This is a genomic window from Nocardia kruczakiae NBRC 101016, from assembly GCF_001612965.1.
Taxonomy (GTDB): domain Bacteria; phylum Actinomycetota; class Actinomycetes; order Mycobacteriales; family Mycobacteriaceae; genus Nocardia; species Nocardia kruczakiae.
In genome coordinates, this window is sequence record NZ_BDBL01000014.1 from 1 (window position 1) to 26,740 (window position 26,740).

Below are 26,740 nucleotides of genomic sequence, written 5' to 3' on the forward strand. Positions count from 1 at the left end.
ACACAGTCGCCCAACTCAGTGCTTGTTTGCTTGTGCCGGCCGACACGAGTGGAACTTGCCCGCGCACTCCGGCGGCCGCACGAGAAGCATCTCGCTCGTGAATTCCCTGGTGCGCCACAGACATCCGAGTTACGTCAAGAATATCGCGGAAGACGACGCATTCGTTGTCGGTCGCCAGTGACGGCGCAGCGCTGAGTTTCAACAGACGTCCGAGGATTGAATGGCTGTGGTGCTGCCCCAGCTCCTTCTCGCGGATGCAGGTAAAGCTGGCGCCATAGTCGACGAGTCGGCGAAGCCTAGCATGAGTCAACCCTGCGCCGTGCACGATATTGGTTCTTGGGCTGAACAATCCGGCCCAATCAATCGCCTCCCATCCCTCCGCCTCCGTTGCCGATCCACCGGCCAGATGCATCGACACCATCAAATTGTGCTCGGCGGCCAACCTGAAGTCCATGAGTGCGACTATCGGATCGGAATAGTCCGGCCCATTGATCGCCATACCGGGACGAACCAACGCCTCGCGATCGGAGAGCGGACCACTGAGCAGTCGCTCGATCTCCGATCGGGAGTGCGGCACATCCGGTGGGCGTTTCGGCGTACCGTGCATGAACACTGCCCTGATACCCGATTCGATGAGGCCTTGGATGGCAGCATCGGTGTGTTCGGGAGTCGGATTGTTATGACAGCAGTCGCCTATACTTGTTGTCCCGCAATTGATTTGATTCAGCGCACCGGTCAGCGCGCCGATCCGGAGATCATCGGCTCTGAAGCGGTCGGCCGTGTAGCCGTGAACGTTCATCAGATGGCCGAGCGAACGGCTGTCGGCCCCGGTCGAGCGCAGTGCGGTCTGCCATGTATGCAGGTGAGTATTGACCAGGCCGGGCACAATGATCCGTCCGGTCATATCGATAACCTCTGCGCCCTCGCCCGGCAGGCCGGCGCCGAGCTCGACTATGTGAGCATTGTCGATCAGTAGATCGATGTACTCACAATCAGGGCGGCCAGGCGTCATCGTCACGACTCGAGCGCCCCGAATCACTGTGCGGGACATGCGTTCACCTCAGATGTGAGAGCCATCGCAGTATAGGCAACAGTGTAACCGATATTGCAGACTTGGGCAACTCGTTTCGGCGACATGTCACCGAATTGTCGAGTTTGCGACGGGTGGCGAGAAGCTCGCAGGCGGTGGAATGTTCACCGTGTCCCGGCGTGGCGGTCAATGCGGCGCAACTACTTTCCGATCGATTGCAGAGTTGTTGTCGAGCAGTCGCGTAGCTCGAGATCCCGCCGCTGGGTTGCTGTCCAAGGCGTTCCGATCGGTCTCGCGAACGGGGTGGATCCCGCGGGCGGGAGGTGAATCTAATCGCCTTGACGACCAGCTATTTATCGGATACGGTGTTGCCGTTATCCGGAAGTGGGTGCGGATCACCGGCGAAACGCGCACGCTATGCTGCTTGGCTGCGCCGACAGGCGCCGCTGGAATCAGGTCTACATGCTCGACTCCATCGGACTTTTCGCCTATGCATCATGAACCATGGTTTCTGTTCGAGAATGATGTGCACGTGCGAATCTGGCTGGGCACCACGGCCTTCGATTACCTGGCCACCGCGGCCGCGGCACGCAATCTCATTCACGATTGGTGTCTGAGAAATTGGTACGCGATCGAATTGATACGCGAAAATGCCGAAGGCCACTGCTCGGTACTTCCTCGTCTGCCGTGTGAGCGGTTGTTTCTCGGCCCGTAATCGTGAAGCGGCGGCTTTTGCCGACAGGGGCCCGGCCCAGTCGGAGCTCGCGGCATGAACCCGCGCCGAATGTGCTGTTCCGTCTCCGATCATTTGGTGAGCCCTAGCAACGCTGCTGTCAAGCCCAGGTCCGGCCCGAAGTCCTCCAGCTTGCCTGTTCGGCAGCCATCGGCGCGCATTTGGATGCGCTGACAAAACAGGCTCACCACCTCGCCGGTCATGGGCACGCCCAAGACGACGTGTGATCGAAAATACTGTCCATTGCGATCCATCGAGGCGTCGATATTTTGCAGCAGCAACGGCGCGACGTCCACGACTTCTGTGACGCCGGCTGCGTTCTCGCGCAATTGATTGGTTACGGTTGTCAGCCGAGTCAAGGTGCTCGCCAGCTGATCCTGATATTGACCGAAGGTACTGCTGGTATTGGCCAGGAAACTGTTCATCTGAGTCAATGTGGCCTGCAACCCGGGAGCTTGCTCGGCCAGCAATCGAGACAGCTGAGTCATTTGGTCACTGAAGGTGCGCACCGACTGGTCGTTGTCGGCCAGCATCGAGGTCAGCTCGTTCAGCTTGACAATGATGTTCGACATCGCGTCTTTGTCGTTCACCCCCAGCTTCAGTGCTCCGGACAAAGCGTTGAGAGTGTCGCGGATTTTCTCGCCCTGGCCGTCGACCATATCGTAGAGTGTCGTTCCTGACAGCGGGCCGACGGCACTGCCCGGTTTCGGTTTCAATGCTGCGGCGAACTGGTCGATCGTTTTTATGAGTGTGTCCATCTCTACCGGTGTGCGGGTGTGCTCGACGGTCAGGTGGGCATTGTCCGGCAAGGTAGGGCCGCCTGTGTAACGGGGGGTCAGCTCGATGTGTCGGTCGGTCACGATCGAGGGCGAAATCAGCGCCGCGGTAACGTCTTTCGGAATCTGGACCTCGCGGTCGACACTCATGTGGACTTCGATGTATTCACTATGCGGGACGATTTTGTCCACTTTGCCGACTTCGAGACCGAGCACCGTGATCGGGTTGCCCTCGAAGACTCCGGCGATATTGCGAAAGTCGGCCGTGATGTGGACAGGCTGCGCCATGGGGTTGGGTATCGACGAGCAGCTGCTCATCGCCACGGCGGCGAGACTGATCAGCGTGCTGAACGCAGCGCGAATGGGGGAAATCATCGGTGAATCTCCAGGCAGAAACGGGCATCGTTGCTATCGCCTCGCGGGCGACAACGGCTCATCGAAAATAACGGACACAGCGTAACCGAAATAGTTCCCTTCTGGGTGCGGTTCAACGACTCTGTTGCCGTTACAGCTCGTTGTCTGATGTCGCCGGCGCCGGCTTCCGGATCGTTCGGAGTGTGGGTCACTCGTAGCCCTGGAGGTCGGGATCCGCTGGAGACCTGGTGCGCGCCCCGGCGCAATAGACCATTCGCCGGACGTCGCTCGTGATGTGTATGCGCTCGAAGCTCTCGAGTCGCCGGACGCAGATTTCGGCGGCTTGGCTGTCTCCGTAGCGGTCAAGCCGGCGGTGACTATGTTTCGGTCGCGGCGTCGATGGCTGTCGCCCATCCTTACCGCGGAAGTGTGGCGCGATCGTGGTCCGACTGCTGGACAGTGCGCGGCGTGGGCGGGGGCTCGGGAGGGGGGATGAGGCTCCCTCGGGTCGCGATGCCGACATCGGTACGGGCGGCACCGGAACGATACCCGATGCCATACTTGGACAGATCTATCTGCATGTGTCAACCGGGGGATGACTGCACAGGACCGCACGGTCCGTTTCATCGAGACCGGTGGATCGCTATATACCGCACGTCCGGGTGCGACGCGCCTGCCACTGCCGGCCGGCATCCTCACAGCGCTGATGCCCTCGGTTCGAAGTGACGCCGCCTTGACAATCTGGGTCTAGGTGTACGGCATCCATCTTCCGGTCCGGATCGCACTGAGCTTCCCGGGCGGAGGGGAACTCGACATCGAAGCCAGCGCGGTATCGCCGAAAATGTCGATGACACAGGGAGATTCGAAGTGACCGTGCCTGCCGTCGAGGTGTCAGGGCTAGTAGTCCACCGTGGTCGCCGTCCGGTAGTGAACGGTATGAGTTTCACGGTTTGTCCTGGCACCGTGATCGGACTACTCGGCCCGAGCGGTTCTGGAAAGACCATGCTGCGGGAAGGGGTGAGCGGCACCCTGGAACGTCTGCTGAGCACCCCGTTTCACAAGCTGGATCTGTTGTTCGGCTATGCGGTCGCATTCGCTACCTCGGCCGTCGTGCAGGCGTGTGTGGCGACCGTTGTTGCCTTTGGCCTGCTCGGTCTGCGGAGTCAAGGTGCCGTGCCGACGGTGCTGGTCCTGGCAGTTGCCACGGCCATCCTTGGCTCCTGTGCCGGCCTGTTCACCAGCGCGTTCGCACGTTCCGAATTCGAGGCGCTGCAATTCGCGCCGATGGTGGTTTTTCCTCAGGTGCTGCTGTGCGGGCTGATCTGGCCGCGTGAGCAGATGGCGGCTCCGCTGCGGGCCGCGAGTGATGTGACGCCGCTGCGATACGCGGTATCGGCGATGGCCGAGGTCGGCACCTTTCCGCAGCCCACTACCGCGATGTAGGAAGATCTGTCGGTAGTGCTCGGCTTCGGGATTGTCACCCTCACACTTTGCGTGCCGGCTCGGCCGCATCGCGTAGGCGGGCCAAACCATCGATAATCATCTCCAGACCGAAGCGGAACTCTTCCTCCAAGGTCTGGAGGGGCAGGACGTCGGCAACGGCAATGGTGGCGGGAAATTGGGAGATATCGAGCCCATGAAACAGCGAGCTGAGTCGTTTCGCCTCGGACTCCTCGGCCTCGGGTTGACGCAGCTGCGCCGCGAATCCCAAGGTGTACCGCGCGATCACGGCGTAGGCGCGGGACGCTGCCGCGGGTGAAAAGTTGTTCTCCAGCAGTACCGCGAGTACGCGTTCGCGGAGGGCGAGCGCATTCGAGCCGACCGGGACCTGCTCGATCAGCAGCGGCGCGATGCCGCGATGACTGTAGAGCGCGTCGAAGATAGCCTGCGCGGCGGACCGGGCCATATCCTGCCAACTGCCCTCGGTCGTATCGAAATCGACCTCGCCGAACACCCAGTCGACAACGTGACCCACCAGCTCGGCCCGGTTGCTGAAAGCCCGATACAGCACAGCGGTACTGGTCTCCATGCGTTGCGCCAGCGTGCGCATCGACAAGGCTTGTGCGCCTTCGTCGTCCACAAGTTGCAGTGCGGCGGTGACGATCTTGTCGAAAGGCACCCGGGGACGCCCGGGGGAACGGCGCGCGGGAGTTCCGTCGCGCTCGGATTTACTGGTACCCATTCGCTCATTCTCCCGGATCCGAGGGCAAGGTACGTGACCGACCGGCCAGCATCGTGCCGATTGGCGAAACCATCGCCAGGCCGCTGACGGTCGCGCCGAAAACGTTACCGATACTCGACATACTCCAGTGCTAGGCAGCGAACCCTAGACCCACGACGGGCAAGGACACCCCGACGTAGGCCACCACGAAATAGGCGGACGAGATCTCGCCGCTCTGCCCTGACGGGGCGCTGTCGACTACCGCTCCATGGCCCTTGTTGAAACTCATGCCTTGGCCGATGCCCGCGACCACTGCGGCGACGACGAAGGTTGGCACAGACTCGGTGTCCAGCGCCACCGCGATCAGGACAGCGCTGAGCACCAGCGCGGTGCACCCTGAGACCAGAGCCGCTGAGGCGGTCAAACTCCGGGTGAGTCTCTGGGCGACCGAGGACGAGGCGAAAACGAGGGAGACCACGACGCCGGCAGCAGCCTTGTTGTGCACATGCAGGGACTGATTCCGGGGCGGCGTCCGAGAATGTCGGACCAGCGACCGAACTCGGGGGTGTATCCATGAAAACTCGACCCGTGCCGAGCGGAACTGTACGCGAGGAATGTCGTACCGTCGGAGTTCGGCTTATCCGAGCTTCGACGAGGTCATCGTTGCCGACAGCCTTTGAGTAGAATGTCGGCCACTCCGGATCGGCCGATCAGATCGGCTGCAGAACGCTCGAGCTTCTCCAGAACGTGGTCCACATCCACGCCGAGCAGTTGGCCGCGCCGCTTGACGACACGCCCGTCCACGATCACCGTGTCGACGTTGCTCGTATCCATCAGCTGAACAACCGATCCGGGCGCGTGGTTCACCGGCCCGGCATTGAGTGCCCGCGTGTTCAATACAACGACATCCGCGCGCTTGCCCGGTGTCAGGGAGCCGACGAGATGGTCGATATGCGCTGCCTCGGCTCCTCCGAGTGTGGCCATTCGGAGAATGTCACGCACGCCGACGGCTTCGATCGGCGCCGTCCCGCGCCGTGCGGCGGCTTGAATATTGCTGCGCTGCAACGCATATGCTGCGCGCATTTGCGAAAAGAAGTCGACCGGGCCGATGCTCACGGCATCGGTTCCGAAGCTCACCGGAATCCCGTGGCTGAGGGCCGCCTGTAATGCGGGCTCGCCCATTGCCAGGGATTGTTCGGCGATGGTGGAGACCGACACCTTTCCGCCGGTTCGCTTGATGGCGTGCCACGTGGAATCTGCGAGATCCAGACAGTGGATATAGGTGATCCAGGGTCCGAGTAGGCCCTCCTGTTCGAACTGCTCGAGCGCTCGACCCCAATTGACGTCATTGACGTGAGCGAACACGGGAATGCCGAGCTCGCGGGCCAATTCGAAGAGGTCCTCATCGACGTGATAGCCCAATGCCAGCCGTAGGAGAGACTCGTCTTCGGTCGTGCCGAACTTCTCGAGCAGTCGATGAATGTCTGCAGGGTGAGCGTACGAAGGATCGGGCTCGTGATCCCCCATAGCCGGCGAGAAGCTGAATACACACCGGATCCCGGATCGTCGGATTGCTTCCAGTGCGGCGTCGGAGTGTTCGGGCGTATATGAGCATTGGGAGGTGTCGACGACTGTCGTTGTGCCCGCGGCAAGATTCTCGAGAGCGCCGCCGAACTCGCCCCAGTAGACGTCCTCGGGCGTATATCGGTGGAAAAGAGCTTCCTCGCCGAACCTGGACTGGAGGAAATAATCGGATTCGAGCCCGTCGGACCAGTATGAACGCAACGCGGTCTGGAACATGTGATGGTGGGAGTTCACGAAGCCGGGGAGCACGATCTGTCCCGTGCAGTCGACCGTAACTGCGTCGGTCGTGAGATCCACTCCGACGCGGACGATTTCGCCATTCTCGATGAGGACGTCGGCGCATTGATGATCGCCCACCGTGTCGTCCATCGTGAGGACGATTCCGCCCCGGAGAAGCATCCGGCCTTCGGATGTCATGACCACCTCCTAATATAGGTAACAGTGTCGCCGATATTATGGCGGGTGTCAACACTGCTTCGCCGCGAAGCTTCGGGGCTTTCCGAGGCCGGGTACGCCACCGTCGCGACCGTGATGGGTCTCGAGAACGTCCTGGACCGGGTCGAGGGGTGGAAAACTCACCGGGCTGCCATGCTCATCGGCGCCGACCCGGCGAGCACCGTGCTGCTGGGTGGTTCTCCGCTCAGGCCGCTCGCCGGAATCGAGGACATCGCCCGAAATCTGATCACGTCCTTGGATGCGGAGCGCGGCAGAGTCGCGCTGTTTCATGCGTCCGCGATTTCGGACATCCGTCTCCGGCAACCGAGCCCGGGTCCGACCCGGCGACACGATGACGCATATGCAGGAGTGGTGGCGGGGCAGCTTCTCGGATCCCGCCTTGAACCAACTTGCCGATGACATCGACCGGCGGGCGGAGGCGGCCAGCGGCTACACCCAACGATCCGTTCTGGATTGCCCAAGCACTTGACGCGGGCGCTCGCGGCGGTCGGAATCAGTGCGGCTGCCATAGACGACCGAATCGCTCGTGAGCCGAGCCCGTGGGAGCACCGCCGGGGCGGCTTGGTTGCGATCGGTAATTATGGAGAAGCTTCTCCCTGTGATTCGCGCCGTTGACCTCGCCAATGATAACGGATACAGTGTTACCGATATTGCTGGTGGATCTCAGAACCGAATTCGGTGGATAGGAGGGCGGCGTGGATACCGGCGATCCTTTCCGAAACGGAACAACGGACAGGGCAGGTGCCTGGCAGCTCGACCCGGTCAGCGCGGACATCAGGTTTTCCGCCCGCGGTCTCTGGGGTCTGCTGCCGGTCTCCGGCAGCTTCGGGCAAGCGACGGGATCGATTGTCTGGCATCCAGATGGGACCGCAGTGGTACTGGTGGCAGTTCGTGCCGACAGTGTCACGACCGGTATGGCGATGCGGGACCGCCATCTGTGCGGCCGCGAATTCTTGGACACGCGAAACCATCCGGTGATTTTGTTTCATGGCCGCGTCATCGATCAGCGCCGCATGAGGCTCGAGGTGCAAGGGCTGCTTACCGTTCGCGACACCACCGCCGAGATGCAACTCGATGTCTCGCTCACACGGGAAGGCCCCGGGCTCGTCGCCGCTACGGCTGTGCGAATCGATTTGTCTGCGTACGGCATCGGGCCGCGATTCGGTGTTGTCCGCCCCGATGTCGCCCTCGTGGCCCGAGGCCGCCTCCACCCTGCCCGTACACCGCCGCCCACACCGCTCACGATGCCGCCGATCCGTACCGACGGTGTACGCGACCTCGGCGCGAAGTAAACACCGAGTGCTGCCCCAGAGGACTGGAAGAACAAAGATGCCTCAGATCACCCCGCCGGCCCGGAATGGCTCAGCAGACAGGATACGAGGCGAGCAAAATCGAAACGTCCGCATGCCCGAGGTGACCATCGTCGGCGCGGGCTCGACCGGCTGTACCCTGGCCCTGCTACTGTCCCGCTACGGTATCCCCAGCACAGTTCTGGAACGCCGCACCGAAGTGTTGAACCACCCGGCTGCGACTATTTTGAACGCCCGCTCTCAGGAAATCTGGCATCACGCCTCCCCGGAACTCGCCGGGCGGATCGCTGCACTGGCGCCGCCACCCGAGGAAATCGCCACGATCCGGTGGTACTCCGATCTGAGCAGCCCGCGATTGGGTGAGATCGACCTGTTGGCCGACACCGAACAGGTAGAGCGATGATGTTCGCGCACCGCGGCCAGCCAGAACGCGCCCTGACCGCACCGAATGGGGGTGGCATCGGCCACCCGCAACCGGTTCGGTTCGGTGGCGGTGAAGTTGCGCTCCACCAGATCCGGCGCCGGAGTGGTGCTTCAACGCGCGGTTCTCGGCGAGCATGTCGGTGGTCGGCCTGTCGTCGCGTTCGCCGGCATCGGTCTCGGCCTGGCGGATCCAGTTCCGCAACGCCTCGTGATGCACCCCGAGCTGCTCGGCCAACTTCCGGATCGTCGGTTTGGGATCCGACTCCCGATACAGCCGCACGGCCCGCGCTTTCAACTCATCGGGGTACTTCTTCGGTGCTGCTACGAATGACTCCTTCCGGCCCTGTCGGACCACACTCAGAGCTCTCGGAGAAAGCGGGGAACCTCATCGAGATCTCCCCAGTGGTCAGGCCTTTCGCATACAGCGATAGCACGATCTCGTCGACCCCGGTCAACCGGCGTTGCCGCTTCTTCGCGATCTGCGGTTCGAAGCTGCCATCGCGGTCGCGGGGAACCTCGATCGGCACCGGCCCGGTCGTCTCGGCCAACACCGTCTTCGGCCTGGCCCGTATTCGAGCATCAAAGAGGAATACAGCCGCACCGGGCAGGCCATCACCTCGGTGCAGAACGGTGCCGCGCATTCGGCCAGGGTGGTGACCGCCGCGGCGCTCATCATGTTTGCGGTTTTCGTGGCCTTCATCTGGGTCGACAATCCGATTGTCAAGCCGATCGCATTCACTCTCGCGGTGGGTGTGGTGCTCGGCGGCGATCGTGCTACGTGTGCAGTGGCGCCTGGAATGCAGGCAGGACCAGCTCGTCGATGAGTCGGATCATGTAGTCGGTATCGGCCAGCGAACCGTCGAAGATCGGCCGGGTGACGAAGACGGCGAAGAACAAGTGGGACAACAGGTCTGCGCCGGGATGCTGTTCGCGCAGTTCTCCTCGTTCGACGGCCCGATCGAGAAAGCGCCCCAGAACGGCCGTGTCGGGCTCGAGTATGACGGACCGAAGCGTCGCCGCCAGGTCGGGGTTGGTGAGCACGGCGTGATCGAGGGCGGCGATCAGCGCCGTGTCCTGCTGCGCCCGCGGTGCGAACCGGTCGGTCATGGCCACCAAATCGCCCCGCAGGCTTCCGGTGTCGATGTCCTGCGCATCGGTCGGTCCGGTGAGGCGAAGTGCCGCGGCGATCAGTTCCGGCTTGGTCGGCCACATGCGATACAGGGTTGCCTTGCTGCAATGTGCCTGCGTCGCAAGGGTATCCATGGTCATCGCCTCATAGCCGACCTCGCGCAACAGGTCCAGCGCCGCGCTCAGCAACTCGTACTCGCGGGCGGGGGTCATGCGAGGTCGGCGAATGCGTTCGAGCTCGGGCACCGCGACTCCTCGGGAATAGTACGGTTCTGTACTCGACGATAGTCGTCGAGCTCCGCAGCGGTCGTCAGGGGCGGGCCGCACCAATGTCTCCGATATCCACCCGGCGATGCATTTCGGCTACACCGTTGCCGAAAGTGGGCTATTCCGGCTACGCTGTAGCCGAAATATCTGTGCAGGCTAGGAGAAGTTGATGCGCACCGTTGAGACCACCGCCAGTTTCCAAGCTCAACCCGATCAAGTCTGGGAAGTCATCGGCAACCCTGCGCGATGGGGCGAATGGCTGGCCATTCACAAGTCATGGAAGACGCCTGTGTCCGATCGGATCACCGAGGGTGAGACGGCCACGGCGGCCGCCAACGTCATGAATATGCCGGTCACCATCGACTGGACCTTCGAAAAGGTCGATGTGCCCCGATCGATCACCATGGGTGGCACGACGCCGGTGGGCGTCACGCTCGCCCTCGACATCCGCCTTCGTCGAGACGACGGTCAGGCCACCCATGTAGACCTGCGGGTGAGCATCAACGGTGGAATGATCGACGGCCCGATGGGGGCGATCTTCAAGGGTTCCATCGTCAGCGCGCTGAACAAGTCGCTGAAGAAGGCCGGAGCGCTGATCTCCTGATATCGGTGGCTTCGCTCGGCGACGGCCGAGTCACTGCGACTCGGTGTCGTGGTGAAGGGCGAGCCCTTCGATGATCATGTCCAGGCCGAAGGCGAACTCGTCTTCGAGCCTTTGTGCGGGCAGACAATCGGCGACCGCGATGTATTGGAGTACACCGATCGCTACGACGTCCCGGACGAGCTGAAGCAGAAGGTCATCACGAGTCTCGATCGGCTGGGGACCCTGGGCCGGATGCACGAGAAGAACGCGCGTGCGGCATTGCAGGTGGTGGCCGACATACCGGCGCCGCGCATCCTCGAGATCGGTGCGGGCCACGGGAAGCTGTCGGCGAAAATCGTGGAGTACCACCCCACGGCCACGGTGACGGTGAGCGACCTGGATCCCACTTCGGTCGCCAATATCGCCGCGGGGGAGTTGGGTACGCATCCGCGGGTGCGGACGCAGGTGATCGACGCGACCACGATAGCCGCCCCGGACGACAGCTACGACCTCGTCGTGTTCGCGATGTCGTTTCATCACCTGCCGCCCGCGATCGCCTATAAGGCGATCGCTGAAGCGACCCGGGTGGGAAAGCAATTTCTGGTCATCGATATCAAGCGGCAGTCGCCGACGGGGCTCGCGCTGGGGCCGATTCTGGGTTTCCCCCTACTGGCAGCGGCAATGCTGGCCCCGGCGGTCCGCCCGTTCGTGCACGATGCCGTGATCAGCGGATTGCGCGCCTACAGTGATTCGGCGTTCGAGGCTCTCGGTCGCGCCGCCCATCCGCGGATGCGCATCGAATTCCAGCCGTCGAAGGCGCGGTTCGGGCCTCCGGCGACCACGGTCTTGTTCTCGCGGCCGGAGGCCACAACGCCGGGGGCGTGACACGCACGCCCCCGGCAAAATTGTTACGGGCACTCAGATAAGCGGGGTGATGTGCTCGGAAATGCCGAGCAAGGCCTTGCCGTAGGTTTCCATCGAAACCTGGGGCAAGGTCACCGCGTGCCGGGCGGCGATATTGGAATCGCGCCAAATCCGCTGCATGGCATTGACTTCGGCGAACGCTCCGGCCCCGTGGGCGTCGAGCAGGATGGTCAACGCCTCGTTGATGCTGCGCAGCGCGATCGCGACATCCCCTCGAATCCGTGCGCGGTCGACGAGCTCCGGATAGACGCCGGCTTCGGCGTGGGCCTGGATATCGTCAGCCGCTCGATAGGCGTGCAGGTGCGCGGTTTCGATCTTCATCGCGGCCTCGGCGACGAGCAATTGGAACGCGACGGAGTCCGCTTGCCGGGTGATCGTGGTGTACGCCAACGCCTTCTCCGCCGCCTTGGTGCGAACCAGCTCCAGCGCCGCGCGACCGAGGCCCAGTTGCGGTCCCAGGACCGCGACGTTCAGGAACGAGGTCATGGCCGATCGGTAGAGCGGCGCCTCGGGATGTTCGGAGATGTACTCGCCCATCAGGATCGGAACGAGCGGGACAACCCGGCTTTCGGGAACGAACGCGTCTTCGACGACGACGGTATTGCTGCCGGACGCGCGCATACCCGCGACGTACCAGGTGTCCTCGACCCGGAAGTCCGCGCGGGGAACGGCGATCGCGACCTGGTCGAGCACCTGATCGTCATCGTCGACCAGGAGCGCCCCGTTGGTGGCCCAGTCGGCGTGCAAGCTGGCCGAAGCGTAGGGCCAGCGCCCGCTCACCCGGTAGCCGCCGGGGACCTTGCGGACCTTCCCGGACGGCGCCAGCACACCGGCGACTATCAGATCCGGGCTCGCGGCGTACATCTCCTCGAGGTCGCTGCCGCCCTTGAGCGCGGCCAGCCAGGCATTGGTGTTGGAAAGCATGACAACCCATGCCGCACCGCCGTCGGCCTCGGCGATCGCCGACGTGACATCCAGCAATGCCCGCGAGCTGGACTCGAGCCCGCCCAGGCGTCGCGGCACCAGCATTCGAAACGCTCCGGCTTGCTTCAGCGCGTCGATCGTCTCGTCGGAGACGCGTCGGGCCGATTCGCCGTCGGCGGCATTCTTTCGAATCAGCGGAGCTGAATCCTTGATGCGCGCCAGCACATCCTCGGTGGTCTCGGTCCGGTTGTTCTCTACGGCGGTCATGGGTGCTCCAAAATGCTCGTGATGGTCGGAATTCGGTGGTGCGTTGTGTGAAAAATGATGTGTCACAGTGTGATTCAGGTCGGCTGTCACGCGACGAGTCGGCGATATCGTGAGCCGTGGAAGACCAAGGGGTGTGCACCGGGCTGCGCTCGGATGCCGCGGATGGCGAGCACGACGATCGTGTGATCACCCGCGCGAAACTCCTCGTGCGGCGCGCAGTCCAGCCATGCCGTCGCACCGGGTACCAACACGGCGCCTTGGGCGGTGCGTTCGTATTCGACACCGGCGAACCGGTCGGCCGCGCGGGATGCCAATTGCCGACACATCGACTCCTGCTCGTCGCCGAGGATGCTGAGCCCTAGTCGGGGCGCCTCGCGTAACGCCGCCCAGGTCCGCGAGCTGTTCATGATGCAGATCGATACGAGCGCGGGGTCCAACGACACCGAGGTGAACGAGCTGACCAGCATGCCAACGGGTCGCCCATACCGCTCGGCGCAGACAGCGATCACTCCGGTGGGGAAGCAGCCGAAGGTGAGGCGCAGGTGGTCCGGGCCGCTGGGCGCTGTCAAAGAGGTCGGCGAGACGTCGGTCTCGAAGCTTTTGTTCATCGAACAACTCCTGATCTTTGTCGCGCGGGACCGCTTGTGGGCGTCCCTTCGCGCGATCCGCCCCCGGTTTGCGCGGCAGCACGCGACACGTGGGTTGCGATACCGCGGCGGTGGGCGGGTGAGCCAGGCCACTTCCCGGCCTTGCCGAGCAGCGTAACCATTTCGTTGATTTCATGTCAATGACTTGAAATCAACTTGTTTCTGCCTGGTCGCGAGGGCACTATCGGGTAGATGGACCGGTGAGGGAAGGGTGCGATGACTGAGACGACCAAGGTGGGCCGACCGAGTTCGCGCGCCGCACAGGCCGCTGAAACGCGGCAGCGTTTGGTGGATGCCGCGGTCGAGCTGTTCGCCGAGCGCAGTTACGACGAAGTGGCCGTGGCGGATATTTGTCAGGCCGCCGGGGCGGCGCACGGGTTGCTGTTCCATTACTTCGGCAACAAGCGCGGCATCTACATGGAGGCGATACGGGAGACGTCCGATCGCATCTTGCAGACCCATGTCATGCGTCCCGGCGTATCGCCCGTCGAGCAGATTCGGGGAGCGTTCACCGCGCAATTCCGGTACCTGGCCGCGCATCGCGGTCTCGCGTTGCGCTTGGTGCTGGGCGGCCGGGGTGCCGATCCCGAGGCGTGGGAAGTGCTCGAGGCCGGCCGGTGGCAGACCATCGAGGGCTGGATATCGCTGCTTGGGATGGACCCGCAGAACAAGGCTCTGCGCATGATGATCCGGTCGGTCGTCGGCGCGATCGACGAGGCCGCCGCCTACTGGCTCCAGAACGACGAACCCTTCGATGTCGACGTCGTCGTCGAATGCCTGATGCACCTGGCTGCCTCGGCATTGCGCTCGGCTGCCGCGCTCGACCCCACGCTCGATGTCGAGACGACGCTCCGACCATTGCTGGACGAATACTCTGCTTCCTGACTAGCTCCGGGGTAGTCGGAGCAGCGAAAACGATAACGGCAACGACGTTTCTGACCGGGCGACAGGCTCTTGTCAGCGGCCGGGCCGCGCGGCTCGGCATCGCCGATCTGGCGCGCAACGCAGGTGTCGCGACCGGATCCTTCTACAACCACTTCGCCTGCGAGGACGAACTGTTCGCCGTGGTTGTTGCCGAGGTGGTCGATGGGCTCGCCCGCATCCTCGACGACGCTGTCGCCGGCATAGACGAGCCCGCCGAGTACGTCCGGGCGCAAATAGGTGCACTCGTAGCGATCGGCCTCGCCGATCCCGGCACCGCCGCGATTGTCGTGGTCGCGCGATACCGCGTGCTCGAGCATCCAGGCATCCGCTCGCGCCTGTCGTTCGGCATCCATGCGGGGATTTCGACGGGGTGCTTTTGCGTCCACGACGTCGAGGCCGCCCTGGATCTCCTGGGCGAAGTCGTCTGGGCGCTGCTGCGAACCTCACAGCGCAACCCCGCCGCGGTGACGACCGAATCGATCGAGACCCTGGCCCAGCAGGTGCTGTGCGCACTGGGACACCCGAGCGACCCGTCGCGAGCGAACGATCGACTGTTGTGACTCTGCCATCTAATTCCTCTGGGGCACAGTGTGACTCGTCCGCTTTGCGGCTCGTGCGCGCGAACTTCTCCGAGACCGTCGGCTCCGGTCTACGCACCCGGGGACGGATGGTCACACGTTCGTCGTTGGAGTGACGGCAGGGCTGGACACTCGATCGGCATATCGGTCACGACGTTGCCGATTTCACTTGACCTCCATCTGCATATCGGCAACACTGTATCCATTATGAGTAGACGAGCAGCCGAGGATTACATCGACCCCGATTCGCGCTACGCGATCGTCGAGGGCCGCAATATCCACTACAAGCGCGCTGGCGCCGGAGCTCCGGTGCTGCTTCTACACGGCAGCGGATCCTCGCTGCACTGCTTCGACCGGGTGGCCGCGGGTTTGCCCGCGTTCGATGTGATCCGTCCGGACCTGCCCGGCTTCGGTCTCACCGGTCCACGCGGCGACCGGGACTACCGGATCGCGGCCTTCACCGAGACGGTGGCCGCATTCCTGGACTCGATCGGCGTCGCCAAGGCGTCGGTGGTGGGCAATTCGCTGGGCGGCAATATCGCCTGGAACTTCACGTTGGACTACCCGCACCGCGTGGACCGCCTCGTACTGATCAACGCCACCGGCTATCCGGGCAAGTCGTTGCCGCTGGCTCTGCGCCTGGCCCGCAACCCGATCGGTCGCGAGCTGATCCGTCGGCTATCGTCGCGATCGGCCACCGAACGAAATCTGGTATCGGCCGTGGGATCTCGCAAGTCGGTGGTGGACGACGCGATGGTGGACCGAGTCCACGCGATGTTGACCCGGCCGGGCAACCAGCAGGCGTTCATTGACTTTGCCAATACCGAACAGATCGACCGCACCGCCGAGATCCCGGCCATCACGGTACCCACGCTGGTGCTGCGCAGCGCGTCGATCGACGGACAGCATTTCGGCCGCGATATCCCCGGCAGCCTCGAACGAGTGCACCCCAGCGGTGGTCATCTGCTTCCCGACGAGGATCCGGAATGGGTGGCGAGTGCGCTGCGGAACTTTCTGCCCGCCGAGCCGGTCGCGCCGAAAAGGAGCCGACGATGAAGTATTTCGTGGTGCGCGGCGAAACCCGCCGCGTCGATCAACTCACCCGTGCGGAACTGCGCGGTAATTTCCTCGAATGCAGTGCCGGTATAACACATTACGAGCTGACAGGCCCCGAAGACGGCGAGGTCGTCGTCTGTGCGGGCAGTCTGACAACCCCGCTGTTCTATTGGGATCAGCTGGTGAGCGAACTGCATGCGCGCGGGTTCCGGACACTCACCTACAGCCCCTACGGCCGCGGCTATTCCGACCGCGTCCAGGCCACCTATGACGAGGCCCTGCTGGTCGGGCAACTCGCCGATCTGACCCAGCGTCTGGACCTGGTCAGACCTTTCCACCTCGTCGGAGCGTCGATGGGTGCTTTGGTGGCAATGGCTTTCGCCCAGCAGCACACCGCCCAGGTCGCCACCTTGACCTTGGCCGGTCCGGCCGGGCTGCAGCCCGCGCCCGCCTTCGCCGCCGTGCTGCGCAACGAGACGGCGGGCACCTTCCTGGCGAAGAAGCTGGGCAGCAAGATGCTCGACCGGCATCTGTCCCACAACGTGCGCGACCCCGAGCGGTCCGCGGAACTCACGGCGATGGTGCGCGAGTCCTACCGATTCGAAGGATCGATCTACGCCCTGGCCGCCACGATCGCCGACTTCCCCCTGGGCGGGCGCCAAGCGCTCTACCGGCAGACCGGGCGCTCACCGATCCCGAAATTGTTGCTGTGGGGCGACGAGGACACGGTCACCCCGATCACGAGCTTCGACGAGGTGACCGCGCTGTTGGCACCGGTCGAGTCACACATCGTCTCCCCGTGCGGGCACATGGTGCCCTTCGAAGAACCCGCCGAGATGTGTCTCCGGATCACCGCATTCGTCAATGCGAGGAAAGAGTCGTCACGATGAACACCAAGCCGAAGACCGAAACAGTCGACGTCCTCGTCGTCGGCGGCGGCCCGACCGGCACCGCCTTGGCGATCGACCTGGTCCGCCGCGGCGTGACGGTGCGGATCATCGACAAGGCCGCCGACGCCTTCGACGGCTCGCGCGCCAAGGGAATTCAGCCGCGCAGCCTGGAAGTCCTCGAGGACCTCGGCGTCCTCGACGACATCCTCGCCGGCGGAGCCATCTACCCGCCCCTGGGCATCCACGCCGGCCCGCTGACGATTCCCTGGCACATGGTGTCCCGCAACGACACGACATCCGATGTGCCGTACCCGAATACGTGGCTGATTCCGCAGTTCCGCACCGACGCCGCCCTGCGCGCCGGATTGCAGCGCAGGGGAGTGGACGTCGAAACCGAGTGTGAATTTCTCGGATTCGACCAACACCCGGATGCGGTGGTGGCCACCATCGCGAGCCCCGGCGGTGTCACCGAGATCAGTGCTCGCTACCTTGTCGCCGCCGACGGAGGCGCGAGCATGGTTCGTCGGGCCGCCGACGTCGGCTTCGAGGGCTCGACCGACGAAGCCGATCGAATGATCATCGTCGACGCCGCGGTCGACGGCCTTTCCCGAGACCGGTGGCATGTATGGCCGCGGCCCGGTGGCCGATTCGTCGGCGCGTGCCCGCTGCCGCACTCCGATCGGTTTCAGGTGATGATTCGCCTGAACCGCGGCGAGGAGCCCACGCTCGACGAGGAGAGCCTGAACGCGCGCTTCCGTAAGCAGACCGGGGACAGGAAACTGCGGCTGTCGGACATCGGCTGGAAATCGGTGTTCCGCCCCAACATTCGCCTCGCGGAGCACTACCGGTCAGGACGGGTGTTCATCGCCGGCGACGCCGCTCATGTGCACCCGCCCGCGGGTGCGCAAGGACTCAACACCGGCCTGCAAGACGCCTACAACCTGGGCTGGAAGCTCGGCCAGGTGCTCGCGGGCGCACCGGAGGCTCTGCTCGACACCTATGAGGCCGAGCGGCAACCGATCGCCGCCGGGGTCCTGGGTTTGGCGACCAAGAAGTACGAGGGCCTGTCCAAGCTCGACCCGTCGGCGATCAAGCGCGGCAACGACGAACGCCAGCTCGCCCTGAACTACCGGGGCGGCCCTCTGGCGGCGGCCGGCGCCGAACATACCGCGACGCTGCACGTCGGCGACCGCGCTCCGGACGCGAAACTGCTGGACGCGAACGGCGGCGCGCGACGCCTTTTCGAGCTATTCGCCGGAGCGCACTTCACCGCGATCGCCTACGGCCGCGCGGCGGTCGAGGAACTGGCGGCTATGTCCTGGCCCACTGCGGGCGCGGGGCTGAAGAAGATCGCCATCGATAGCGGGGAAGACGCGAATACCGATGTGGTGCTTGCCGATATCGCCGCGTCGTTCGCTCGCGCGTATGGCGTCACCGACCCCACTCTGCTGTTGATCCGGCCCGATGGATACGTCGCCTCCATCGCCACGACCGACATGGGGGACATCGTCAGTGCCCAGGCCGCGTTGATGTCGCCCGCCGTCGAAATTCCTGCCGTGCCGACAGTTTGACCTTGGAAATGCAATGTCGTGGCACCTGACCGTCGATTTCGGCACCGGTTCACCATTGCATTTCCTTGCCTCCCACGAGGCTGCCATCACCTTCGCGCGGGAGGCCGTCGAGGGAGGCTGGGCCCGCACCGTCGCAGTCGATGATCGCGTGGACCAGAGCTATCCGGCCATGCCGTGCCAGGGTCTGTTCTCCCAGCCGTGCCTGCCGAATTCCGTGCGTATTCCGAACTTCACCAGAAAGGGCGCAGATGCCCCCTGAAACGATGTTGGCCGCGGTACTCGGCGAGCCGGGGACGATCACCACGACGCGGTTGCCCGTCCCCGAGGTCGGCCCGGACGACGTCCTGGTCCAGGTCCGCCGCGCATCGCTGTGCGGCTCGGACCTGAAAATTCGAAGTCAGAAATTCTTCGGCGGCGACCGCCCGCCGTCGAAAGCCTTCGTCCCCGGACACGAATACGCGGGTGTTGTAGTCGCGGTGGGCAGCAGCGTCGACGAGTTCATGGTCGGCGATCGAGTGGTGACCGAGGCACACCGCGGGTGTATGCGCTGCGTCAACTGCCTGTCCGGGGCCTATACCGACTGCCTGAACTACGGCAAGCTGAACAAAGGCCATCGGACACAGGGCATGACGGTCAACGGCGGATTCGCCGAATACGTCGTCAATCATGTTTCCACGCTGCATCTGCTGCCGGAGACCGTCGATTTCGACGCGGCGGTCATCCTCACCACGGTCGGCTCGGTCATGCACGCCTTCGATGCGCTCGGTTCCCTCGTTGTCGGCGCGAGTGTCGCCGTGATCGGCCCCGGACCCATCGGACTGCTGGCAGTCCAGGTGGCACGTGAACTCGGCGCGGAACCGATCGCCCTGGTAGGTACGCGGGCGAGCCGATTGGACCTCGGCAAGCAGTTCGGCGCCGACTCGGTGCTCAACTCGCGTGTCGATGACGCCGTGGCCGCCGTGCGCGACCTTACCGGCGGGCGCGGCGCCGATATCGTCCTCGAGTGCTCGGGCGCCGCGCCCGCGGTCGATCAAGCGATCCGGATGGCCAAACGCTCCGGAAAGGTTGTGCTGGTGGGCTTTTTCGAACAGCCGGTGACGGCCGACCTCAATCATGCCGTTATGAACGGCATTTCGCTGCAAACGGTCCGTGGCGAAGGGACAGGTTCCGTGGCGCGGGCCGTCTCCCTGGCGAGCCGGGGGAGACTGAACACCAACGCACTTGTGACACACCATTTCCCGCTGGCCGACATCGGTGAAGCGTTCGACACCTACGCCGAACGCCGCGGCGATGCCATCAAGGTGATGCTGGATGTGTCCGACGACCAGGACGCGGCCCATGATCGGTGAAGTACCCACGCAGGCTGCCGAGACCGGACCGCGGCGGGCAGTCGCCGCCGTGATGGCCACCGCCGTCACGGCGTGGCTGGACACCCTGACCGACCGCCAGCGTTCCGCCGCGCTCTTCGATTCCCCGCTGGTCGCCGCAGCCGACGCGGAACGAGTGCGGTGGTATTACACCCCGACCGATCACGGCGGGCTGGCACTGCGTGATCAGTCCGCGGCCCAGCAGAGGCTGGCGATGAAACTGGTCGCGTCCGGGTTGTCCGAGGCGGGGTACGCCACCGTCGCCACCGTGGTCGGTCTGGAGAACATCCTGGACCGAGTCGAAGGCTGGCAGGCAGATTGGGCTCGGGAGCGAGGGCGCGATCCGGAGCTGTACTGGATCAGGCTGTTCGGCACGCCGGGCGACTCGGTGTGGGGTTGGCGCTTCGGCGGCCATCACATCTCGCTCAACTACCTCATCGTCGACGGCTGTCTCGTGTCGACGACCCCGTGCTTCATCGGCGCCGACCCCGCGAGCACGGCGCTGCTGGGTGGCTCACCGCTGCGGCCGCTCGGCGGGATCGAGGAGGTGGCAAGGAATCTGGCGCGGTCCTTCACCGCCGAACAGCGCGAGCATGCCGTACTGCACGAGTCGGCCATCTCCGACATCGTGTCCGGCAACCGGGCCCGGGTGTCCAACGGCGACAACATGATGCATATGCAGGACCTGTGGCGCGGCCAGTTCGCCGAACCCGCGCTGAACAAACTCGTCGATGACATCGATCGCCGTGCGGAAGCGGCGAGCGGATACACCGAGGCGGATCACGCGGCGCTGGCAATCACGGTGCCGCCCAAAGGAATCTGCGCACGAAGCCTCGATTCCGCGCAACGGGACGAACTCCGCCGATTGATCGCGCTGTACACCGGCCGCGCGCCGACCGCCCTGGCAGAGCTGCATGCCGCGCGCTACACCACCGCTGCGGTCCTTGACGTCACGTGGTTCGGGTGGGCGGGAGGCATGGCATCCGATGATCCGCACTACTACCGGATACAAGGCCCGGATCTGCTCATCGAGTACGACAACACGCAGCGCCGGGCCAATCACGCGCACGCCGTATGGCGGGATCTGTCCGCTGACTTCGGATTCGACGCTCTTGCCGAACACCGAATGAACCACTCCCACTGAGAGGCCGCCGCGCCGGCCCGCAAAAGAGGCACAATGACGAACAATTCGAAGACAAGCGTGAACCGATTCGCCGAGCGGTTGCGGTCCGGGTCGAAGGCTGTGGGCTACTGGGTGGTGTGCGACAACCCGGTGGCGACCGAACGGATCGCGATGCTGGGTTACGACTACGTCTGCATCGACGCGCAGCACGGCCTGATCGAATACCGGGGCATGCTCGCCGGAATCACCGCGATCGATGCCGCGGGGATTGCGGCCCTGGTCCGGGTGCAACTCAACGACCCGTTCTGGATCGGCCAGGCACTCGACGCGGGCGCCCGCGGAGTCATCGTGCCGATGGTCGACACCGCGGGCGAGGCGGCAGCGGCGGTGGCGGCGTGTCGTTTTCCGCCGGTGGGCCGTCGCAGTAATGGCGCGTTGCGTGCGGGACTGCGGATCGGTCCGTCCCTGGCCGAGGCCAACGCCGAGGTCGCTTGCGTGGTGATGATCGAAACTGTCGACGGCTTGCGCAACGTCGCCGAGATCGTGTCGGTTCCCGGAGTCGACGCGCTCTACATCGGGCCCTCGGACCTGCGCATCGCACTCGGCGGCGCCGGCCCCACCGACCCCGCGGTCGACGCCGAGTTCGAGGAGGCGCTTCGCGTGGTGCGCAAGGCCGCCGTCGCGGCCGGAAAAGCCGTGGGCATCCATTGCCCGAACGGTGCCACCGCCGCACGCCGCCTGGCCGAGGGCTTCCACTACGTCAGCATCGCCAACGACTTGATGCATATGGAACAGGCCGCCAAAAGCCACCTCGCGCAGGCGACCACCGAATGAAAGCCCCCGTCGAGACCTGCGCCGCCATGCCGAGCCACCCGCTCGAGGCAATCCAGCAACGAGTGCTGTGGCTGTCCACATCGATGATCCACCACGCCAATCGGATACGTCCCAATCCGAGCGGGCTCAAGGTCGGGGGTCATCAGGCGTCGTGCGCGTCGATGGTGTCGATCATGACGTCACTGTGGTTCGAACACCTGCAATCGGGTGATCGGGTCTCGGTCAAGCCGCACGCGTCGCCGGTGCTGCACAGCATCAACTATCTGCTGGGCGAACTCGACGAGTCCAACTTGACAACTTTGCGCGAGTTCGGTGGGTTGCAGTCCTACCCCAGCCGGGCCAAAGACCCCGACCCCGTCGACTACTCGACCGGCTCGGTGGGAATCGGTGCGACAGCACCGATTTGGGGGGCGATGGCCAGGCGGTATGTCAATACCATCGGCGGCGACGCCGGTACCGGTCGCCAGTACTCTCTGGTCGGTGACGCCGAACTCGACGAAGGCGCGGTCTGGGAGGCCATCCTCGATCCCGGCATCGTCGATTTGGGCGAGGTGGTCTGGATCGTCGACCTCAACCGGCAATCCCTCGACCGCGTCGTCCCCAACATCGCCGCCCGCCGGCTGGAGAAGATGTTCGATGCCGCGGGCTGGCAGGTGATCACCGTCAAATTCGGGAAGCTGCTCGAGACGCTGTTCACCCGGCCCGGGGGAGCCGAGCTCCGCGATCGGATCCTGGAGATGCCGAACCCGGAATACCAGCGGCTGCTGCGCTGCGACGCCGACGAACTGCGTAATCGGCTGCCCGGCAACGGGAAAGGGAGCGCGGAAATCGCGCAGCTGATCGCCGGGATCGACAACCCGACGCTGACCACGGCGATCGGCAACCTCGGCGGCCACGACCTCTCCGCATTGTCGGCGGCGTACCGTCGGATCGACGACACGCGGCCGACCATCATCTTCGCCTACACCATCAAGGGGTACGGACTGCCCATCCAAGGCCATCCCCAAAATCACTCGTCACTACTGAGCATCGACGAATACGCCGAACTGGCAAGCGAATTGGGTATGGACCGCAATCGGCCATGGCAGCGATTCGACGACGCCACCGCACCCGGGCAGATCTGCGCGATGGTCGCGGAACGACTACACCGCGACCCGATCGTCCCGGCCGGCCCCGCGCCGATTCCTTCCGACTTCGGCCGCACCCCCAAGGGCACCGCGACAACACAATCAGCTCTCGGGCGGGTCTTGCTCGACTTGACTCGCGCGGCGCCCGACGCGTCCAAACGTGTTGTCACCGTGAGTCCGGACGTGAGTTCGACGACCAACCTCGCCGGATGGGTGAACAAGGTCGGGGTGTGGTCATCGGCGGAACGCCACAACTGGTTCGCCGACGACACCGAGACGATCCTGCATTGGCGCGAAAAGCCAACCGGCCAGCACATGGAACTGGGTATCGCCGAAACCAATCTCGTCGGCCTGATCGGTGAACTCGGCGCCACCTGGAGCCGATGGGGGCAGCCGCTGCTCCCCATCGGAGTCCTCTACGATCCGTTCGTCGAGCGAGCCCTCGAGCCGTGGTCCTACGGCATTTATGCCGGCGGGCAATCGATCCTGGTCGGCACACCATCCGGTGTCACCCTGGCTGCCGAAGGCGGAGCACACCAATCCATCAAGACACCCTCGATCGGTCTGGAACAACCGGGCTGTGTCAGCTACGAACCCGCCTTCTCCATCGATGTCGAGTGGACCCTGCTCGCCTGCCTGTCCCGCCTCGCCCGACCGAACGGCTCCTCGGCCTACCTACGCCTGTCGACCCGCCCCGTCGACCAGCAACTGGCAGCGGTCCCCTCGGATCCCGCGGCCCGCGAACGCCGCCGCCGACAGGTCGTCGCAGGTGGATACCCATTGATCCGCCACGACAACGCGAAGGTGACCATCGCGGCAATGGGCGCGGTGATGACCGAAGCCCTCGCCGCCGCCGAACGCCTCACGCAGACGGGCATTCCCACCGACGTCCTCTGCATCACCAGCCCCGGCCTGCTGTTCCGGGCGCTCCAAGCCCGCCGCGCCCTCGACTCCGGCGAAACCTGGATCCTCGATCAACTCTTCCCCACCGACCGCGCCACCCCGCTCCTCACAGTCCTCGACGGCCACCCGCATACCCTCGCATTCCTTTCCGGAATCAACCGCGTCCGCCACGCCGCCCTCGGCGTCTCCCGCTTCGGCCAGTCCGGCTCCCTCGACGATGTCTACCGCCACCACGGCATTGACGCCGACAGCATCCTGCGCGCCGCCCTCGACCTGCTGTAACCACCGGTCGCAACACTCACCACCGACAAACGCGGCCATACGCGTTCACACCCCACCCACGCACTGTCCTGCCGATGAGCGAGCGCGTCCGGCCGCGCGGAGAGGTTAGCTCGCCGGTGCGGTTGGGGGAACCGGTCGCACTGGCCAGGCAGCTGGCGAACTTGGTGAACACGAGCGGCTCGTGCTGTCGCGCCGCTGCTGTTCCAGAACCTCGACCGGTTGGTCAATCGCTCCGACCGATTTCTCCGCACCCACATGGTGTTGGGTGCTTCGTTGTCCGGCGAGGCGATCAGCCTGTTCTGCGAGCGCATTCAAGTGCGTTCCGACGGCTGCGCAGGGGAAGGATGCAAGACTTCGGCCCTGACTTCGGGCTCATGGCAGCAATGTTGGACCTCACCTGTTGAAGGGTGCGTCGGGATCGACGGGGACCGCCGCGCCCCGGCGCACTCTATCGGACTGCGATGGACGGCTCAGGCTCTGCGTAGAGCGATATCGAGTTCCGCGGCATCGGCCCAGCTGCCGTGGAATCCCATGGGAACCCGATGGTTCAGCTTGATCCGGGCGATGGGTGCGGCGGTGAAGTCCTGCGCGTCCTGGACGACGACCTCGCTGCGGTCGACGGCGGGGTCCCACCAAATGGATAGCAGCCAACCGTCGTCCTCGGCCGTGGCACCGGGGCGTGGCACGAATTGGGGTTCGCTGGGCGAGGCCAGCGAACCGTCGAGGGGCTGGACGGCCGTCTGGCCCGTGCGGTAGTCGTGTTTGGCCACACCATCGGTGAACCAGTCTCCGACCCCTCGAGTCGTGGCGTAGTAGCCATACCGATGCGACAACCCGGTGCGCTGCTCGTTGATCTGCGGGAACTCGCCGAGGATGTCGGTGGTCTGGCTGTCCTTCACCGTCCCCGTCGCGAGGTCGAGTTCCCACCGCCAGGGTGTGGCGACCAGCTTCTTGAACCACCAATTCCAATCCCCACCCGGCGGCGGGGATTCGAGCTCCTTGCGGGTGGGGCCGAAGCGCGGCGTGCGGTGCCCATCGACCACGATTCGGGTGCCATCCTGATAGGCGTTGAGGAAGTGAGTGGGCGCGAAGACATCGGGGGAGTCGATCCAGCGAACGTCGCCGGTTTTCCGATGCAGGACGGCCCATCGGCAGGTTGACAATGTCTCCGGTTCCCAGATTGTCGACGGCTGGCCTTTGAAGACGTTCTCGATATGGACCATCGCCGGATAGGCCAGGAAGATCGCATAGTCGGTGGTGACGGCGTAATCGTGGACGAAAATGGAAGCGCCCAGGTCGATGTGGTGACGATCGACGATCTTGCCGTGCCGGTCGGCCCGGTACCAGGTGAGGGCGCCGTTGATGTTGCCGAAGAACAGGAAGTCACCGTTGGTCGGGTCGACCTTGAAATGGGCCGTCATCGGCCCGACGATCTCACCGCCGAAGTCGTAGCACTGGCTGACCGTCTCCAAAGTGTCCGGTCGCAGCTCGTGCGGAACGGCGGCTTCGCAGAGCACCAGCAATCGATTGTCGTAGAGAGTCACGTGCGTGTTCGCGGGGTTCTTCGGGAATGTGCCCGCGGGCAGCGCGACGTCCGACCCGTGCATAAAGCTGCCGAAGATCGCTTGGCCCCGTTGCCTTTCCAGTTGCAGCCCCGCAGTCGCGACATACCGGTTGCGATAGGTTGCTCTGCCCTCGCGCAGGAAGATGGCGTTGATCATCCCGTCGCCATCGAACCAGTGATGCCGGCTGGGATCGCTCGGGCGGTAAGCCTGGCTGCTGCTCACCCGGTACAGCGCGCCACTCAGCTCCTGCGGGAGCTGGCCCTCGATCTCCAGATCGAAGGCCTCGCCTTCCTCTCGCCATGGTGCATAGGGGCCGTTGAGAAACATGTTCGTGGGGTCCCACATGGACACTCCTCTTCGTCATGACTGGAACTCGGGCGTGAGCCACGGCTCCCATATAGTACGAATCCGTTCTATATGTAACCCTCGCACGGGTGCGGGAGAAACGCAACCGTACTATTTACGGTGTGGTGTGGGTCTCATTGGGGCTTGGTCTCGTGGTCTCGAACAGGATCACCCGGACGCGCTCCCTCGCACCGGAACGGTGGTAAGCGTGCACCGACACCCGGACGATCAGGCGAGGGTTGTCGCCTGCCTCGCGGAGTGCCGCAGTCCGGCCGCTGGCGTACACATCGCGGCCGCCCGGCCGGACCTGGATCATCGGCCCGCAGTATCGGGCGGCGCCGAGTACCTGGCCGAGGATGGAGTTCGTGCGTGCGCAGGAGCTGGAGCTCCACGAAACGGTTGCGCTCTCCGGACATGCCCAACTATCCGGGCCCAGTTGCGCTGTCCTGCAAACTGGCGACCCGGTTCTCGCCGGCAGGGATGCCGCGGGCCGGTAGTCGACGATCAGGCGATCGCCGCCGCGCTGGCCGCCACGATATCGAACATCTCGCCGCGCGGCCTGGCCACCGCCGGGGAGTTCGTCGGCGATGAATCGGTGGCAACCAGTT

The 26,740-nt window shown here is 64.3% G+C and carries 26 protein-coding genes and 2 pseudogenes; 17 read left to right on the plus strand and 11 right to left on the minus strand.

Annotation, left to right across the window (positions count from 1 at the left end; all coding sequences use genetic code 11):
- A partial coding sequence (locus NK1_RS34415; protein WP_157104219.1) for an amidohydrolase family protein occupies positions 1–1,051 on the minus strand: 1,051 nt, incomplete at its 3' end.
- A gap of 783 nt (positions 1,052–1,834) precedes the next feature.
- On the minus strand, positions 1,835–2,914 hold the full coding sequence (locus NK1_RS11480; RefSeq protein WP_063008516.1) for an MCE family protein: 1,080 nt from the start codon (positions 2,912–2,914) through the stop codon (positions 1,835–1,837).
- Positions 2,915–3,760: 846 nt separating this feature from the next.
- Here NK1_RS11480 and NK1_RS11485 point away from each other — a divergent pair.
- The gene (locus NK1_RS11485; RefSeq protein WP_157104220.1) at positions 3,761–4,336 is read left to right on the plus strand and encodes an ABC transporter permease; all 576 of its coding nucleotides are present in this window, start codon (positions 3,761–3,763) and stop codon (positions 4,334–4,336) included.
- A gap of 40 nt (positions 4,337–4,376) precedes the next feature.
- On the opposite strand, the gene NK1_RS11490 is transcribed toward NK1_RS11485, so the two are convergent.
- The 3 genes from NK1_RS11490 to NK1_RS11500 form a co-directional block, all read right to left on the minus strand.
- The gene (locus NK1_RS11490) at positions 4,377–5,075 is read right to left on the minus strand and encodes a TetR/AcrR family transcriptional regulator (RefSeq protein WP_063008518.1); all 699 of its coding nucleotides are present in this window, start codon (positions 5,073–5,075) and stop codon (positions 4,377–4,379) included.
- Between the two features lie 130 nt (positions 5,076–5,205).
- A complete protein-coding gene (locus tag NK1_RS11495) occupies positions 5,206–5,559 on the minus strand; it encodes a PucC family protein (protein ID WP_063008519.1) in 354 nt (117 codons plus the stop codon).
- A gap of 152 nt (positions 5,560–5,711) precedes the next feature.
- Positions 5,712–7,055 (minus strand): amidohydrolase family protein, encoded by a 1,344-nt coding sequence (locus NK1_RS11500; RefSeq protein WP_245660448.1) that lies wholly within the window; start codon positions 7,053–7,055, stop codon positions 5,712–5,714.
- Between the two features lie 45 nt (positions 7,056–7,100).
- Between NK1_RS11500 and NK1_RS11505 the strand changes: the two genes are divergently transcribed.
- From NK1_RS11505 to NK1_RS35365, 3 genes are all read left to right on the plus strand, one after another.
- Positions 7,101–7,493, plus strand: a complete 393-nt coding sequence (locus tag NK1_RS11505) for a hypothetical protein (RefSeq protein ID WP_063008520.1) — start codon at positions 7,101–7,103, stop codon at positions 7,491–7,493.
- A 296-nt stretch (positions 7,494–7,789) separates the two neighbouring features.
- Positions 7,790–8,386: a YceI family protein gene (locus NK1_RS11510; protein WP_084460783.1), complete on the plus strand. Its 597-nt coding sequence runs from the start codon at positions 7,790–7,792 to the stop codon at positions 8,384–8,386.
- Positions 8,387–8,498: 112 nt separating this feature from the next.
- A complete protein-coding gene (locus NK1_RS35365) occupies positions 8,499–8,807 on the plus strand; it encodes an FAD-dependent oxidoreductase (protein WP_063008522.1) in 309 nt (102 codons plus the stop codon).
- 186 nt (positions 8,808–8,993) lie between these two features.
- Here the strand turns inward: NK1_RS35365 and NK1_RS36205 are convergent.
- Positions 8,994–9,182, minus strand: a pseudogene (locus NK1_RS36205) (transposase); the annotation flags it as partial.
- A gap of 25 nt (positions 9,183–9,207) precedes the next feature.
- A pseudogene (locus NK1_RS35660) lies at positions 9,208–9,390 on the minus strand (transposase); the annotation flags it as partial.
- Positions 9,391–9,447: 57 nt separating this feature from the next.
- Between NK1_RS35660 and NK1_RS35665 the strand changes: the two are divergent.
- Positions 9,448–9,651: an MMPL family transporter gene (locus NK1_RS35665; RefSeq protein ID WP_245660449.1), complete on the plus strand. Its 204-nt coding sequence runs from the start codon at positions 9,448–9,450 to the stop codon at positions 9,649–9,651.
- Here the strand turns inward: NK1_RS35665 and NK1_RS11530 are convergent.
- On the minus strand, positions 9,602–10,201 hold the full coding sequence (locus NK1_RS11530; RefSeq protein WP_063008525.1) for a TetR/AcrR family transcriptional regulator: 600 nt from the start codon (positions 10,199–10,201) through the stop codon (positions 9,602–9,604). The two genes, NK1_RS35665 and NK1_RS11530, sit on opposite strands and share 50 nt — an antisense overlap.
- Before the next feature lie 190 nt (positions 10,202–10,391).
- On the opposite strand from NK1_RS11530, the gene NK1_RS11535 reads away from it, so the two are divergent.
- Together NK1_RS11535 and NK1_RS11540 are read left to right on the plus strand one after the other, a co-directional pair.
- Complete coding sequence (locus NK1_RS11535; RefSeq protein WP_063008526.1) at positions 10,392–10,826, plus strand: type II toxin-antitoxin system Rv0910 family toxin; 435 nt, start codon at positions 10,392–10,394, stop codon at positions 10,824–10,826.
- 111 nt (positions 10,827–10,937) lie between these two features.
- Positions 10,938–11,690 carry a class I SAM-dependent methyltransferase gene (locus NK1_RS11540; protein WP_245660457.1) on the plus strand — a complete coding sequence of 251 codons (753 nt, stop codon included), beginning with the start codon at positions 10,938–10,940 and terminating at the stop codon, positions 11,688–11,690.
- Positions 11,691–11,723: 33 nt separating this feature from the next.
- Here NK1_RS11540 and NK1_RS11545 read toward each other — a convergent pair whose 3' ends face one another.
- Both NK1_RS11545 and NK1_RS11550 read right to left on the minus strand, forming a co-directional pair.
- Positions 11,724–12,920, minus strand: coding sequence for an acyl-CoA dehydrogenase family protein (locus NK1_RS11545; protein ID WP_063008527.1), 1,197 nt, complete (start codon positions 12,918–12,920; stop codon positions 11,724–11,726).
- A gap of 86 nt (positions 12,921–13,006) precedes the next feature.
- Positions 13,007–13,528, minus strand: a complete 522-nt coding sequence (locus NK1_RS11550) for a flavin reductase family protein (protein ID WP_063008528.1) — start codon at positions 13,526–13,528, stop codon at positions 13,007–13,009.
- Positions 13,529–13,855: 327 nt separating this feature from the next.
- Here NK1_RS11550 and NK1_RS11555 point away from each other — a divergent pair, with 327 nt between their 5' ends.
- The 10 genes from NK1_RS11555 (at position 13,856) to NK1_RS11600 (ending at position 24,222) form a co-directional block, all read left to right on the plus strand.
- Positions 13,856–14,452, plus strand: a complete 597-nt coding sequence (locus NK1_RS11555; RefSeq protein ID WP_167354253.1) for a TetR/AcrR family transcriptional regulator — start codon at positions 13,856–13,858, stop codon at positions 14,450–14,452.
- 179 nt (positions 14,453–14,631) lie between these two features.
- A complete protein-coding gene (locus NK1_RS35670) occupies positions 14,632–15,051 on the plus strand; it encodes a hypothetical protein (protein ID WP_245660450.1) in 420 nt (139 codons plus the stop codon).
- Between the two features lie 225 nt (positions 15,052–15,276).
- Complete coding sequence (locus NK1_RS11565; protein WP_063008531.1) at positions 15,277–16,125, plus strand: alpha/beta fold hydrolase; 849 nt, start codon at positions 15,277–15,279, stop codon at positions 16,123–16,125.
- Positions 16,122–17,015: an alpha/beta fold hydrolase gene (locus NK1_RS11570; protein WP_063008532.1), complete on the plus strand. Its 894-nt coding sequence runs from the start codon at positions 16,122–16,124 to the stop codon at positions 17,013–17,015. Before NK1_RS11565 ends, NK1_RS11570 begins: the two co-directional genes overlap by 4 nt.
- Complete coding sequence (locus tag NK1_RS11575) at positions 17,012–18,586, plus strand: FAD-dependent oxidoreductase (protein WP_063008533.1); 1,575 nt, start codon at positions 17,012–17,014, stop codon at positions 18,584–18,586. Before NK1_RS11570 ends, NK1_RS11575 begins: the two co-directional genes overlap by 4 nt.
- Positions 18,587–18,599: 13 nt before the next feature.
- On the plus strand, positions 18,600–18,845 hold the full coding sequence (locus NK1_RS34970) for a hypothetical protein (RefSeq protein WP_063008534.1): 246 nt from the start codon (positions 18,600–18,602) through the stop codon (positions 18,843–18,845).
- Positions 18,835–19,935, plus strand: a complete 1,101-nt coding sequence (locus NK1_RS11585; RefSeq protein WP_063008535.1) for a zinc-dependent alcohol dehydrogenase — start codon at positions 18,835–18,837, stop codon at positions 19,933–19,935. The genes NK1_RS34970 and NK1_RS11585 overlap by 11 nt, the downstream gene beginning before the upstream one ends.
- Positions 19,925–21,097 carry a DUF3500 domain-containing protein gene (locus NK1_RS11590; protein ID WP_063008536.1) on the plus strand — a complete coding sequence of 391 codons (1,173 nt, stop codon included), beginning with the start codon at positions 19,925–19,927 and terminating at the stop codon, positions 21,095–21,097. The genes NK1_RS11585 and NK1_RS11590 overlap by 11 nt, the downstream gene beginning before the upstream one ends.
- A gap of 33 nt (positions 21,098–21,130) precedes the next feature.
- A complete protein-coding gene (locus NK1_RS11595; protein ID WP_063008537.1) occupies positions 21,131–21,910 on the plus strand; it encodes an HpcH/HpaI aldolase family protein in 780 nt (259 codons plus the stop codon).
- A complete protein-coding gene (locus NK1_RS11600) occupies positions 21,907–24,222 on the plus strand; it encodes a thiamine pyrophosphate-binding protein (protein ID WP_063008538.1) in 2,316 nt (771 codons plus the stop codon). The genes NK1_RS11595 and NK1_RS11600 overlap by 4 nt, the downstream gene beginning before the upstream one ends.
- Positions 24,223–24,692: 470 nt before the next feature.
- Here the strand turns inward: NK1_RS11600 and NK1_RS11605 are convergent, their stop codons facing one another.
- Positions 24,693–26,132, minus strand: coding sequence for a carotenoid oxygenase family protein (locus NK1_RS11605; protein WP_063905973.1), 1,440 nt, complete (start codon positions 26,130–26,132; stop codon positions 24,693–24,695).
- Positions 26,133–26,740: the final 608 nt, after the last annotated feature.

Coding starts and splice junctions, on each gene's coding strand:
- NK1_RS11480 (WP_063008516.1), bottom strand. CDS start 2,914: ATGATTTCCCCCATTCGCGCTGCGTTCAGCACGCTGATCAGTCTCGCC.
- NK1_RS11490 (WP_063008518.1), bottom strand. CDS start 5,075: ATGGGTACCAGTAAATCCGAGCGCGACGGAACTCCCGCGCGCCGTTCC.
- NK1_RS11500 (WP_245660448.1), bottom strand. CDS start 7,055: ATGACATCCGAAGGCCGGATGCTTCTCCGGGGCGGAATCGTCCTCACG.
- NK1_RS35365 (WP_063008522.1), top strand. CDS start 8,499: ATGCCCGAGGTGACCATCGTCGGCGCGGGCTCGACCGGCTGTACCCTG.
- NK1_RS11535 (WP_063008526.1), top strand. CDS start 10,392: ATGCGCACCGTTGAGACCACCGCCAGTTTCCAAGCTCAACCCGATCAA.
- NK1_RS11545 (WP_063008527.1), bottom strand. CDS start 12,920: ATGACCGCCGTAGAGAACAACCGGACCGAGACCACCGAGGATGTGCTG.
- NK1_RS11550 (WP_063008528.1), bottom strand. CDS start 13,528: ATGAACAAAAGCTTCGAGACCGACGTCTCGCCGACCTCTTTGACAGCG.
- NK1_RS11565 (WP_063008531.1), top strand. CDS start 15,277: ATGAGTAGACGAGCAGCCGAGGATTACATCGACCCCGATTCGCGCTAC.
- NK1_RS11570 (WP_063008532.1), top strand. CDS start 16,122: ATGAAGTATTTCGTGGTGCGCGGCGAAACCCGCCGCGTCGATCAACTC.
- NK1_RS11575 (WP_063008533.1), top strand. CDS start 17,012: ATGAACACCAAGCCGAAGACCGAAACAGTCGACGTCCTCGTCGTCGGC.
- NK1_RS34970 (WP_063008534.1), top strand. CDS start 18,600: ATGTCGTGGCACCTGACCGTCGATTTCGGCACCGGTTCACCATTGCAT.
- NK1_RS11585 (WP_063008535.1), top strand. CDS start 18,835: ATGCCCCCTGAAACGATGTTGGCCGCGGTACTCGGCGAGCCGGGGACG.
- NK1_RS11590 (WP_063008536.1), top strand. CDS start 19,925: ATGATCGGTGAAGTACCCACGCAGGCTGCCGAGACCGGACCGCGGCGG.
- NK1_RS11595 (WP_063008537.1), top strand. CDS start 21,131: ATGACGAACAATTCGAAGACAAGCGTGAACCGATTCGCCGAGCGGTTG.
- NK1_RS11600 (WP_063008538.1), top strand. CDS start 21,907: ATGAAAGCCCCCGTCGAGACCTGCGCCGCCATGCCGAGCCACCCGCTC.
- NK1_RS11605 (WP_063905973.1), bottom strand. CDS start 26,132: ATGTGGGACCCCACGAACATGTTTCTCAACGGCCCCTATGCACCATGG.